Source organism: Shewanella algae (genome assembly GCF_009183365.2).
In the GTDB taxonomy this organism is placed as follows: domain Bacteria; phylum Pseudomonadota; class Gammaproteobacteria; order Enterobacterales; family Shewanellaceae; genus Shewanella; species Shewanella algae.
Map to the genome: position 1 here is coordinate 32,147 of NZ_CP068230.1, position 10,354 is coordinate 42,500.

12 protein-coding genes and 1 rRNA gene (1 of these 13 only partly in view) are annotated in these 10,354 nt (G+C 50.7%); 9 read left to right on the forward strand and 4 right to left on the reverse strand.

Features of this window, described 5'->3' with window-relative positions:
• Positions 1 to 9: 9 nt before the first annotated feature.
• The gene (def, locus tag E1N14_RS00135; protein ID WP_025011820.1) at positions 10 to 519 is read right to left on the reverse strand and encodes a peptide deformylase; all 510 of its coding nucleotides are present in this window, start codon (positions 517 to 519) and stop codon (positions 10 to 12) included.
• Between the two features lie 126 nt (positions 520 to 645).
• On the opposite strand from def, the gene E1N14_RS00140 reads away from it, so the two are divergent.
• From E1N14_RS00140 to E1N14_RS00150, 3 genes are all read left to right on the forward strand, one after another.
• Positions 646 to 1,746, forward strand: a complete 1,101-nt coding sequence (locus tag E1N14_RS00140; RefSeq protein WP_025889800.1) for a LysM peptidoglycan-binding domain-containing protein — start codon at positions 646 to 648, stop codon at positions 1,744 to 1,746.
• Positions 1,747 to 1,829: 83 nt separating this feature from the next.
• Positions 1,830 to 2,846 carry a DNA-processing protein DprA gene (gene dprA / locus E1N14_RS00145; protein ID WP_044735615.1) on the forward strand — a complete coding sequence of 339 codons (1,017 nt, stop codon included), beginning with the start codon at positions 1,830 to 1,832 and terminating at the stop codon, positions 2,844 to 2,846.
• A gap of 2 nt (positions 2,847 to 2,848) precedes the next feature.
• Positions 2,849 to 3,325, forward strand: coding sequence for a DUF494 family protein (locus E1N14_RS00150; protein WP_025011819.1), 477 nt, complete (start codon positions 2,849 to 2,851; stop codon positions 3,323 to 3,325).
• 205 nt (positions 3,326 to 3,530) lie between these two features.
• Here E1N14_RS00150 and E1N14_RS00155 read toward each other — a convergent pair whose 3' ends face one another.
• A complete protein-coding gene (locus tag E1N14_RS00155) occupies positions 3,531 to 5,288 on the reverse strand; it encodes a collagenase (RefSeq protein WP_037437507.1) in 1,758 nt (585 codons plus the stop codon).
• 162 nt (positions 5,289 to 5,450) lie between these two features.
• Here E1N14_RS00155 and E1N14_RS00160 point away from each other — a divergent pair, with 162 nt between their 5' ends.
• The 3 genes from E1N14_RS00160 (at position 5,451) to hemF (ending at position 7,600) form a co-directional block, all read left to right on the forward strand.
• Positions 5,451 to 6,014 (forward strand): DNA topoisomerase family protein, encoded by a 564-nt coding sequence (locus tag E1N14_RS00160; RefSeq protein ID WP_025011817.1) that lies wholly within the window; start codon positions 5,451 to 5,453, stop codon positions 6,012 to 6,014.
• An 82-nt stretch (positions 6,015 to 6,096) separates the two neighbouring features.
• On the forward strand, positions 6,097 to 6,660 hold the full coding sequence (tsaC, locus tag E1N14_RS00165; protein WP_025011816.1) for an L-threonylcarbamoyladenylate synthase type 1 TsaC: 564 nt from the start codon (positions 6,097 to 6,099) through the stop codon (positions 6,658 to 6,660).
• Positions 6,661 to 6,685: 25 nt separating this feature from the next.
• On the forward strand, positions 6,686 to 7,600 hold the full coding sequence (gene hemF / locus E1N14_RS00170; RefSeq protein ID WP_025011815.1) for an oxygen-dependent coproporphyrinogen oxidase: 915 nt from the start codon (positions 6,686 to 6,688) through the stop codon (positions 7,598 to 7,600).
• A 33-nt stretch (positions 7,601 to 7,633) separates the two neighbouring features.
• Here hemF and E1N14_RS00175 read toward each other — a convergent pair whose 3' ends face one another.
• Positions 7,634 to 8,065, reverse strand: a complete 432-nt coding sequence (locus E1N14_RS00175; RefSeq protein WP_025011814.1) for a group II truncated hemoglobin — start codon at positions 8,063 to 8,065, stop codon at positions 7,634 to 7,636.
• A 125-nt stretch (positions 8,066 to 8,190) separates the two neighbouring features.
• Here E1N14_RS00175 and aroE point away from each other — a divergent pair, with 125 nt between their 5' ends.
• Positions 8,191 to 9,012: a shikimate dehydrogenase gene (gene aroE, locus E1N14_RS00180; protein WP_025011813.1), complete on the forward strand. Its 822-nt coding sequence runs from the start codon at positions 8,191 to 8,193 to the stop codon at positions 9,010 to 9,012.
• Positions 9,009 to 9,281: a DUF1488 family protein gene (locus E1N14_RS00185; RefSeq protein ID WP_062793974.1), complete on the forward strand. Its 273-nt coding sequence runs from the start codon at positions 9,009 to 9,011 to the stop codon at positions 9,279 to 9,281. The genes aroE and E1N14_RS00185 overlap by 4 nt, the downstream gene beginning before the upstream one ends.
• A gap of 5 nt (positions 9,282 to 9,286) precedes the next feature.
• On the opposite strand, the gene E1N14_RS00190 is transcribed toward E1N14_RS00185, so the two are convergent.
• Positions 9,287 to 9,838: a gamma carbonic anhydrase family protein gene (locus E1N14_RS00190; protein ID WP_025011812.1), complete on the reverse strand. Its 552-nt coding sequence runs from the start codon at positions 9,836 to 9,838 to the stop codon at positions 9,287 to 9,289.
• A 452-nt stretch (positions 9,839 to 10,290) separates the two neighbouring features.
• Between E1N14_RS00190 and E1N14_RS00195 the strand changes: the two genes are divergently transcribed.
• Positions 10,291 to 10,354 (forward strand): 16S ribosomal RNA (locus E1N14_RS00195); it runs 1,481 nt beyond the window's last position.

Here is a 10,354-nt window from a genome sequence, read left to right on the forward strand (position 1 = left end):
GGGATTAATTCAGGCTTTAGCTTCCTGACGTGCCGCTTTTTCCAGCTTTTGTCTGATCCGCTGACGTTTCAGTGGTGACAGATAATCAACGAAAAGCTTGCCCTTTAGATGATCCATCTCGTGCTGAATACAGATGGCAAATAAACCGTCTGCTTCAATAGTAAATTCATTGCCATCACGGTCGAGCGCCGTCACGGTAATAAATTCGGCTCTATCCACCTTGGCATAAATACCGGGTACAGACAGACAACCCTCTTCATTACAGAAGTCGCCACTTGCGCTGATAATTTGGGGGTTGATAAAGACTTTTGGACGTTCGACATCGTCCTGCAAGTCCATCACAATCAATTGCTTATGAAAATCGACTTGAGTTGCAGCCAGACCAATACCCTTTTCTTCGTACATGGTCTCGAACATATTATCGATTTGCGTCTGCAGTGCAGAATCAAATTCTGTCACGGGCTGGGCAATCGTGCGTAATCTCTCGTCTGGGAATCGTAATACTTTTAACAGGGCCATAGATAAACTCTTAACAAGTCTGTCAAATCCGTGCCAGTTGGTTATACTGACTTGTGCTATTGCGTTAATTTTAATCCTTAGCGGCTATCAATAACAGCAAAAGCTCTCACTAATGAGCCAGACAACATGGAAGCCCCCATGAAACGGTTAATTTTACTCGCGTTACTGACATTTAATTGCGCCTTCGTTGCAGCAGATACCCTGACATTAAAACCCGGTCATCCTGATACTTATGTGGTCAAGAAAGGCGATACCCTTTGGGATATATCGGCATTGTTCCTCAAAGACCCATGGCGTTGGCCCAAACTCTGGGGCGCCAATCCCCAGATAGCCAATCCACACCTTATTTATCCCGGTGATCGATTAACACTGGTGTTTATCGACGGTGAACCCAGGCTGGTCAATAAACCTCATGTTCGCAAGAGCCCGGCCGGAAGGGTTCAACCCAAAGGCGGTGCCATTCCCGCGGTCGATTTGGCCTTGATTCAACCCTACCTGGTGCAAAACCGGGTGGTCGACCCCGAGTGGTTCAAGGAACAACCTATGGTGCTGGGGGGAGAAAGAGATTCCCGTCACCATGTGATGGACGACATCATCTATATCCAGGCCAATCTGCCACAAGGCGATAAGGTCGGGATGTATCAGCCCGGGCGCGAATTTACCAATAAGGAAACCGGTGAGTTGCTGGGTCAGGAAGTGATCCTCAGTGCCAGCGGCCGAGTGGTGGAGTCGGGTGAGGTTTCCAAGGTGAAGCTGCTCAACAATTTCCGCGAAACCAAAGCCGGTTTCAGAGTGTTGGCGATAGAAGACGACTCCTTGTTGTCTGCCTACTTTATTCCCAAGGCCAGCGATACCGAGGGCGCCAAGGTGTTGGCATCTGAACGTAAAATTCGCGCCATGGGGAAACTGGATGTGTTTTATCTGGATCGGGGCAGCCGTGAGGGCGTAGAGCCCGGCGATGTGTTCTCTATCTACAAGGACGGTGCCGAAGTGGTGATCAACGGCGATGGTATCCCCGTACCGCCGACCGAACGCTCTGCTTACGACAACCTGATGGCCAAGATGGGCTCAGACAATGCCGTTAAACTGCCCGACCTCTATCGCGGTCAGGTAATGGTGTTCAAGGTATTCGACAAGACAGCTCTCGGGCTCATCATGGTGAACGAGAGCCCTGTCAGGGTTGATGACCTTTTGGTCAAGCCTGACATATTACTGAAAGGTGAATGACGCATAATAGTCTGGTTGATTGGCTGGTTGTCGCTGCGGTATCTGGACTGGGACCCCTCCGGATAAGACAATTACTCTTGCACATGGATGTGGCTGAGTTGAGACAGAGGCTGGAACATGAACCCCAGTCTTTGCCAATAAACCAGACACAGCTCCAACGCTTGGAGTTGGCTCCTGAAAAAGTTGACCAAGCCTTGCAATGGCAGCAGGGTGCAGAGGGCAGATATCTAATCTGCCCCGATGATCCCTTTTACCCGCCATTGTTGAAACATATCCCAGATTTTCCTCCGATTTTGTTCGTCAAAGGACAGGTTGAAACCCTGCTGCAACCCGCGCTGGCCATGGTCGGCAGCCGCGATGCCAGCCGCGCCGGTTTGTCGCTCGCCTGGCAGTGGGGCGCCGAACTGGATGCCTTGAACATCAGCGTATGCAGTGGTATGGCTGCCGGCATAGATGGCGCTGCTCACCGGGGAGCCTTATCGTCAACCGGCAAGACTATCGCAGTACTGGGAACCGGAATTGACGAAATTTACCCTCGAAGGCATAGAGCCCTTTATGATGATATTCAAGTACATGGCGCTGTTATCAGTGAACTTTGGCCTTCTGTCGGTGTATTTTCCGGGAATTTCCCCAAACGAAACCGTATAATCAGCGGCCTTGCAATGGGAACCTTGGTGGTAGAAGCCCGTCGGCGCAGTGGTTCACTGATCAGCGCCCGTTTGGCGGCAGAACAAGGCAGAGAAGTCTTTGCGGTTCCGGGTTCCGTTATGGGCGATGAACACCAGGGATGCCACGATTTAATTCGCAATGGGGCAAAACTTGTGGAGTCTGTGGCCGATATAGTGGAAGAGTTGGCGCCTTTATGTAGCTGCCACCTTGAAGATTTGCACAAGAGTCACCATATAAAACCAAGTGATAACTCTGAGTTGCCATTTAAAACGCTGTTAGCTAGTGTAGATTATGAGACCACACCTTTGGATATTGTGGTTGAGCATAGTGGAATAACGTTGGATCTGGTGTTGGAACAATTGCTTGAACTTGAGTTGCAAGGTTGGGTTGCCGCAGTACCCGGTGGTTACGTTAGACTTAAGAGGAAATAGCCATGTTTGATATCCTCATGTATCTGTTTGAAAACTATGTTCATAGTGAAGTTGAAATGTTGGTCGACGAAGATGAGTTGACCAAAGAACTCACCCGTGCCGGTTTCCATCAGTCCGAAATCATCAAGGCGCTTTCCTGGCTTGAGCGGTTGGCCGAACTGCAGGAGAGTGATACTCCCTACCTTAGAGGGCATACTCAACATTCCTTCCGCATCTATACCAAAGATGAAATGGAGAAACTGGACGTCGAGTGCCGTGGTTTCCTGTTGTTCCTGGAGCAGATTCGGGTGCTGAATGTGCAAACCAGGGAGATGGTTATTGATAGGGTGATGGAATTGGACGAGTCAGCCATGGTGTTGGAAGACCTCAAGTGGGTGATTCTGATGGTATTGTTCAATGCTCCCGGTAATGAGTCCGCCTATGAGCAGATGGAAGATCTTATCTTCGAGCAACCCGAAGAAGGTCGATTACACTCCTGATCTGTTTTAGCTATGCCGCAGCAGCTTAATTTCCGGATTTAGCTGCCCGGTTTGGCTTTCATTAAGCGACCCCTTTTATTTCTACCATTCCCCAACTAAGCCGGTTTTTGTTCATATTCTTATGTTTTGGCAATACAGGTGCCAGACTTGCCGGCACCTTACTAAACTCTTTCTTATCTGAATCAAGCATCCGATTACGACATTGTCAGTAGTGTTGATGACGGCCGCTACTGCGCAAGTGTGCCGGCCGCAGGTAGTCACGATAGCTGTACCTATTGAGCTTGCGTATTGATGGAGCGGTATCCGCGTCACTGCTTTTGGCTGTTTGGGCCAGTTGTTGCAGCCATTGCTGGAAAGCTGGCTCCTTTGATGTTAAGGCCGTCAATTCCTGCTCATAACCGGCAAAATAATCCATTTTCAAGGCTTGGCTCAGGCGAACGAGTGCCTGAGGTTCTTGCTCTGCCAGGAAGCGGATAGCCAAGTAGCTCCAGCGGTAAGTACGATCTTGGCCGTCCTGGTACTCGGTGGCAAAAATACTCTCCAAGTCCAAAGTCTTTTTCTGTTCCAGGGCTTCAGTTGCCAAATCAATAGCCTTAGGATTAGTTTCTCCCTTGGAGATATATTCCGCCAAGCCTTCGGCCCACCACACCATTTTGCCTGGAAAATGGCCAAAGCCACCATATTTGACGAAACGTCCGTCCAGATAGTGGACGTACTCATGGTTCAGGTTCCAAATGGCGAACTCGGGAGCGATCCAGAATTGGCGAAAGGCAAAGAAGCTGGCTTGGTTGCCCGGTTGCTGTGGTGTACCTTCTATATACATGCCGCCGTTGTCTGTACCTATATCAAACAGCAACTGCCCATAGGCGTTGTACTGGCTCCAGTTTTTGAAAGCTACGACTTGCAGCGCCTGGTTGTGATCGTTGGTTGTAGGTTGTTGCTCAGTTTTGAGCAAAGAGTGGAAATGGCTTTCCTGGGACGTTAGTCGCTGGCAGCTCTCGGTAAATTCAGCGGTGCTGAGATCCTGGGCGACGATAAATAGAGACTCTGAACATTTATGTCTTTGCGGTAGTACAGAGAGTAAGTCCGGTATGCGGCAAAGCTGAGTCTTCTCTTGGCAACTCAGTTGACCACCAAAGTGGTTTACATGGTATCCCAAGGTGTAGCTGTCTTTACCGGCATCACCTCTGGTGGCAATATCTTTGAGTGCCAGGACTTCGAGCTGTGTATCCAGAGCCAGTTGTTCTGGAGTCGGGGCATCGTCAGCTTGTTTGCCTTTGCTGGGGGGCAGTGCCAGGCGATACATGGCCAGGGCCCAATATGCGTTTTCCCGCTCCCATGGTGATCTGTCGCCAGCTACAAAACCCAAAAGATCTGCGTCGAGGCGCTGTTGCAACAGCAGCTTATTCAACTGGCCATCTAGCCGCTGTCGGCTCTGATTAAGTAGAAATCCATAGGCTCGAATTGTCTCCCATAATGCATAATCTCTGGCTTCACTGGCAGTTTGTTTACCCAATCGAGACAGCTGGCGGGCGAGCCTCGGCAGTAGTGGTGCAAGTTTTCCGGCTTGCTGGTCGCTGGTGAAATAGAGATAGAGGGTTACGGCAAACTGCTCATCCATAGAAAAGTTTGCCTGTTGCGGCAACCTTGCCAACGCGTCGGCTATGGCCTGAAAATCTGTGTCGGTCAATTTATCGAAGGGACCGAAATAACTGTATCCCCTCAAATAAAACAGCCCTTGCTGCCACTGTGTCATATCCGTTGTGTTTTGTAGTGACGCGAGCATATGCTGCAATTGCACTGGGTTATAGAGGGCATCCGAGTGTTGCAGTAATTGTTCATGGGAAGCTGTCGCTATGGCGGGGGACAGATTCGTGGTCTGCGTGTGGCCGGCGCAGGCGCTGATCATTAGCGTCATCAGTATGGAAGCGAGAGATTTTCCTGGAGTTGTGAGCAGAGGCATAGAGAGGGTCCTTTTTGTTATTTTGGATACAATATATCTTCATCCGCACTGAGATCCCAGCCCCATTTGTCTTTGCTGTTTGATGACTCCTGTTGCAGGCTCCCTTTATCCGTGTGGCGCTGGTAAAATGTTCGCCTAACTCTTTTAACAGCGAGATGTGTCATGGCCAAGATAGACCAGCAGTTGTTCAATGCTCGGGCGCACGCGCTCGAGAAAGAATATGAACTTTGTCCCAAGTGCGGCAGTGAGCTCTCCGTGCGCCACAGTAAGCATGGTGGCTTCATTGGCTGTAACAATTATCCAGCGTGCGATTACACCCGGCCTTTGGTGCAGCACGAATCCATCGACTCCCAGCCTATTCCCGGCTCCGAGTGTCCCCAGTGTGGCCACGAGTTAGCGGTCAAGTCGGGGCGCTTTGGTATTTTTATTGGTTGTACCCAGTATCCACAATGCACTCATATCGAGCGACACGATCAGCAGGAAGAGGCTGAAAAAGTGGCTTGTCCTCAGTGTAATAGCGGAGTGCTTGAGCATAGGACCAGCAAGTTCGGCAAGAGCTTTTATGCTTGCAGCAACTACCCCAAGTGCAAGTTTTTGGTGAATTTTCCTCCTCGGGCAGAAGCTTGTCCTGAATGCGGTTTCGGTATTCTGGTAGAACGTAAGGGAGCTGCAGGCGACAGACTGGAATGTCCCCGTAAGGAATGTAAGTACAAGCGAACTCTGTGATCCGGCTCAATATGTGACTATAATCACCTCCGCTGTCGCCGAGGGCGCTCAGCCGTCTTTGTCTCTATAAAAGGTACTCTCAATGCTGCACTTGCTCGCCGCCAGGAGTAAGCAACTGCTTCTGGATGGAGGGGTCATAGCGTATCCCACCGAAGCTGTTTATGGTTTGGGATGCGATCCCGATAATGAAGCCGCCGTTTCCCGAATTCTCGACATCAAACAGCGCCCCTGGCACAAGGGGCTTATCATGGTCGCCAGTGACTATCGGCAGTTGCAACCCTATCTGGACGAGTCTCAACTGAGTGATGAGCAACTGCAGCAGGCTTTTGCCAAATGGCCCGGACCTTTTACCTTTGTCATGCCGGTGCGTCAGGGAATGAGCCAACTGCTTTGTGGCCATTTTGACTCTATAGCCGTCAGGGTGTCGGCCCATCCGGTTGTCAGGGAGTTGTGTGATACCTTGGGTAAGCCGCTGGTATCCACCAGTGCCAACTTGGCGGGTGAGCCGCCGGCACTGACTGTGAATGATATTGAAACAGCTTTTGCCGGGCAGATAGATGCCCTTATCGAAGGGGAGTTGGGGCAGCAGCGCCAGCCTTCCACCATCATAGATATTCGCAGCGGCCAGATCCTGCGTAATGGCTAACAATTCCAAGCAAGAAGGAGCGAGCATGACGGCACCTGATTCCCACCAGGTAAAAGCATTCTTGATGCAACTACAACAACAGATTTGTGAAGGACTGGAACGACTGGATGGCAAAGCTGAGTTTGCTACCGATTCCTGGAAACGGGCCGAGGGCGGTGGCGGGATCAGTAAGGTACTTAACGGCGGTGGCGTGTTTGAACAGGCCGGGGTGAACTTCTCCCATGTAGAAGGCGCGGCCATGCCGGCTTCGGCTACGGCACACAGGCCTGAGCTGGCCGGACGAAGCTTTGAAGCTATGGGGGTTTCACTGGTTATCCATCCGCTTAATCCCTATATCCCAACCACCCATGCCAATGTGCGCTTCTTTATCGCCTGTAAAGAAGGTGCCGATCCTGTCTGGTGGTTTGGTGGTGGCTTCGACCTGACCCCCTATTATCCTTTCCTCGAGGATGTGCGCGAATGGCATCAGCAAGCCAAAGCGATTTGTGAGCCCTTCGGCGAAGCGGTTTATCCCGAGTACAAAAAATGGTGCGATGAGTATTTCTTCCTGCCACACAGAAACGAAACCCGCGGTGTCGGCGGCCTTTTCTTCGATGACCTCAATGAAGGTGGCTTTGAGCACTGCTTTGCTTTCATGCAAGCTGTCGGAAAAGGCTTCTTACCTGCCTATGCCCCCATTGTTGAGCTGCGTAAGGATACCGAATATGGCGAGCGTGAGCGTGAGTTCCAACTGTATCGCCGAGGTCGCTATGTAGAGTTCAACCTGGTCTATGACAGAGGAACGCTGTTTGGGCTGCAAACCGGCGGCCGAACCGAGTCAATACTCATGTCGATGCCGCCCTTGGTTCGCTGGCAATACGCCTATGAACCTGAAGCCGGCTCTGCCGAAGCCAAGCTATACAGTGACTTTTTGCACCCCAGGGATTGGCTCACCGAATAGTTAGTGAGCGTAACCAATAAGCCTTTCTTTGGCTTATTGGTTACGCATATGGTCAGCTAACTGAGCGATAGCATTGAAAATCACTTTCCTGTGTTCAGGATCCTTCAGATTGGCCTCCAGCGAGGCCCTCATGCATAACAGCCACTGATCGCGCATTCTTTCATCAACGGCAAACGGCATGTGTCTGGCTCTCAGCGCCGGGTGGCCATATTTGGCTTGATACAGCTGAGGCCCTCCCAACCAACCGCTGAGAAATTCATATAGTTTCTGTTCCGATTGTGCCAGCGGAGCCTGATGTATGGACAGGAGTTCCTGAGTATCCGGCCGCGTTTGCATTTGCTGATAAAAGCTCTTGGCTATGGCGCGTATCGTCTCGTCGCCACCAATCAGATCATAGGCGTTGGACTGGGTGGGGTCCCGCTCGGCCTCGGGTTTGCGATTGATAATTTTCTTTAGCCAGTTCATTTTCGTGTTGAATCTTGTTGTCGATTTTGGCGCCAGTATACAATGAAAACCCCATAGGTCGGCAGCCTTGCCTGACCTAGGGCCGCTGAGTAGACTGATATATCTTCCATTGCTCTGGAGCACAGATGACCGACAGCTATGCCGTCTTTGGCAATCCCATTCATCACAGTAAATCACCGGCTATCCATGCAGCCTTTGCCGCTCAGACCGGGCAAGCCCTAAGCTATCAAGCGATTCTGCCACCAATCGATGACTTCAGCGGCAGTGTCATGGCTTTTTTTGCTGCCGGGGGGAAGGGCGCTAATGTCACTGTGCCTTTCAAGGAACAAGCCTTTCAACTCTGTGATGAGTTGAGCCAGGAAGCCGAAACCGCCGCCGCAGTGAACACCCTGATTAAACTGGATGATGGCAGAATTCGGGGCGATAATACCGATGGCTACGGCTTGGTGGCCGATCTCAGTCGTTACCTGACGCTGCAAGATAAAAAGGTCTTGCTGCTCGGCGCTGGTGGGGCTGCCAGAGGTTGTCTGCTTTCTCTGTTGGCGGCCGGTGTCGGCCATATTGATATCTATAATAGAACATACAGTAAGGCCGAGGTGCTGGCGGCTATTGCGCCACAGCAATTGCAGGCGTTGAGGCGAAATGAACTCTATGAGGGTTATGATCTCATTATCAATTCCACCTCAGCCAGTTTGCATGGTGAGCTACCGGATATTCCCGTAACCGTGGTTGCCAATCATAGCTATTGCTACGACATGATGTATTCGGCACAAACAACTACGTTCAATCGCTGGGCTGCCGAGCAAGGGGCGGCAAAAACACTGGATGGCTTAGGAATGTTGGTGGGGCAGGCGGCTAGAAGTTTCTATTTATGGCGAGGTGTCATGCCCAAAGTTGAGCCTGTACTCGAGAGTCTGCGGCAAGAATTAAAAGGAGAGGCCTCATGAATCAGGGGATCATCTTCAGCGACTTGTGTCAGTGGCAAGCCGAATCAAACAGGCTCAAGTTTATGGCCCAGCAGCAAGGGGTCAATATTCCTTGCTATGTTGGCTTACAACGTATGCAGCAACTAAGTGGCAAGGTTTTTCTCGAAGAGCAAGAGATCCTGAGCCTGTTTGAACAGTGGCGCTTCGACTTCGAAGATGAAGCCGAGGCGCTGATTGAGCAGGAATGCTTCAATGACTCAGGTGAGATAGAGTTACCTGAGTCAGTATAACTTTCTTAGTCAGTACTACTTTGCTCGGCCAGGTACTCATCTTTAAGGCGGACATAGTTGTCTGCCGATTGTGGCAGAAATTGGCGTTCGGCTTCGGTCAAGGGGCGAGCCTGCTTGGCCGGGCTGCCTATATAGAGAAAGCCACTCTTTAGCACCTTGCCGGGAGGCACCAAGGAACCAGCACCTAAAATCACATCGTCTTCGATGATGACGCCATCCAAAATAATGGCTCCCATGCCAACCAATACACGATTACCTACCTTGCAACCATGAAGCATGGCTTTGTGGCCTATGGTGACATCATCGCCGATGAGCAATGGGTGTCCCTCTGGGTTGGCCGGCGACTTACGGGTAACATGCAAGACAGTGCCATCCTGAACACTACTGCGTTTGCCGATGCGAATATGATTGACGTCACCCCGGGCAGCCACCATGGGCCAAACGCTGGCGTCCTGATCCAAAAAGATGTCACCTACCAGAACCGCAGCTTCATCAACATAGACGCCTTCGGCCAACTTTGGCTTGGTACCTTGGTAAGATCTGAGAGAATTGGCCATAAAAAGTCCTTATATGATTGGTTTTCGCCATTATAAAGATTAAAAAGTGGCAGGTCAGGACAAATTCTCGGCAAATAAGCCAAAAACAGCAGTTTTCTTATAAAAAGCCCTTGCACAAAAGTTTTGGCTCCCTATAATGCGCTCCCACTGACACGGCGCAGCGGCAACGCGAAAGACGTGACAGGGTCGAAGAAAAACGGCTCTCGAGTCCTTTCAACGACAGGCGAAAAAAGATGGTAAATACCTCTTGACGCCGCAGCAGGAAAGCGTAGAATACGCAGCCCTGACCCGATGGCCGCGGCGCCTAAGGGATTGCTCTTTAACAAGATAAACAAGCAAATCTGTGTGGACACTCACAGGCATTGAGAAATCGACAAAACGATTTAACTCGATGAAGAGTGTTCATACGAACAGAATTCATTGAGCAGAACCTTCGGGTTCAACCAAAACTTTAATTGAAGAGTTTGATCATGGCTCAGATTGAACGCTGGCGGCAGGCCTAACACATGCAAGTCG

Excerpts from the sequence above, each read along its gene's own strand:
- def (WP_025011820.1), bottom strand. The coding sequence starts at position 519 with ATGGCCCTGTTAAAAGTATTACGATTCCCAGACGAGAGATTACGCACG.
- E1N14_RS00140 (WP_025889800.1), top strand. The coding sequence starts at position 646 with ATGGAAGCCCCCATGAAACGGTTAATTTTACTCGCGTTACTGACATTT.
- dprA (WP_044735615.1), top strand. The coding sequence starts at position 1,830 with ATGGATGTGGCTGAGTTGAGACAGAGGCTGGAACATGAACCCCAGTCT.
- E1N14_RS00150 (WP_025011819.1), top strand. The coding sequence starts at position 2,849 with ATGTTTGATATCCTCATGTATCTGTTTGAAAACTATGTTCATAGTGAA.
- E1N14_RS00155 (WP_037437507.1), bottom strand. The coding sequence starts at position 5,288 with ATGCCTCTGCTCACAACTCCAGGAAAATCTCTCGCTTCCATACTGATG.
- E1N14_RS00160 (WP_025011817.1), top strand. The coding sequence starts at position 5,451 with ATGGCCAAGATAGACCAGCAGTTGTTCAATGCTCGGGCGCACGCGCTC.
- tsaC (WP_025011816.1), top strand. The coding sequence starts at position 6,097 with ATGCTGCACTTGCTCGCCGCCAGGAGTAAGCAACTGCTTCTGGATGGA.
- hemF (WP_025011815.1), top strand. The coding sequence starts at position 6,686 with ATGACGGCACCTGATTCCCACCAGGTAAAAGCATTCTTGATGCAACTA.
- E1N14_RS00175 (WP_025011814.1), bottom strand. The coding sequence starts at position 8,065 with ATGAACTGGCTAAAGAAAATTATCAATCGCAAACCCGAGGCCGAGCGG.
- aroE (WP_025011813.1), top strand. The coding sequence starts at position 8,191 with ATGACCGACAGCTATGCCGTCTTTGGCAATCCCATTCATCACAGTAAA.
- E1N14_RS00185 (WP_062793974.1), top strand. The coding sequence starts at position 9,009 with ATGAATCAGGGGATCATCTTCAGCGACTTGTGTCAGTGGCAAGCCGAA.
- E1N14_RS00190 (WP_025011812.1), bottom strand. The coding sequence starts at position 9,838 with ATGGCCAATTCTCTCAGATCTTACCAAGGTACCAAGCCAAAGTTGGCC.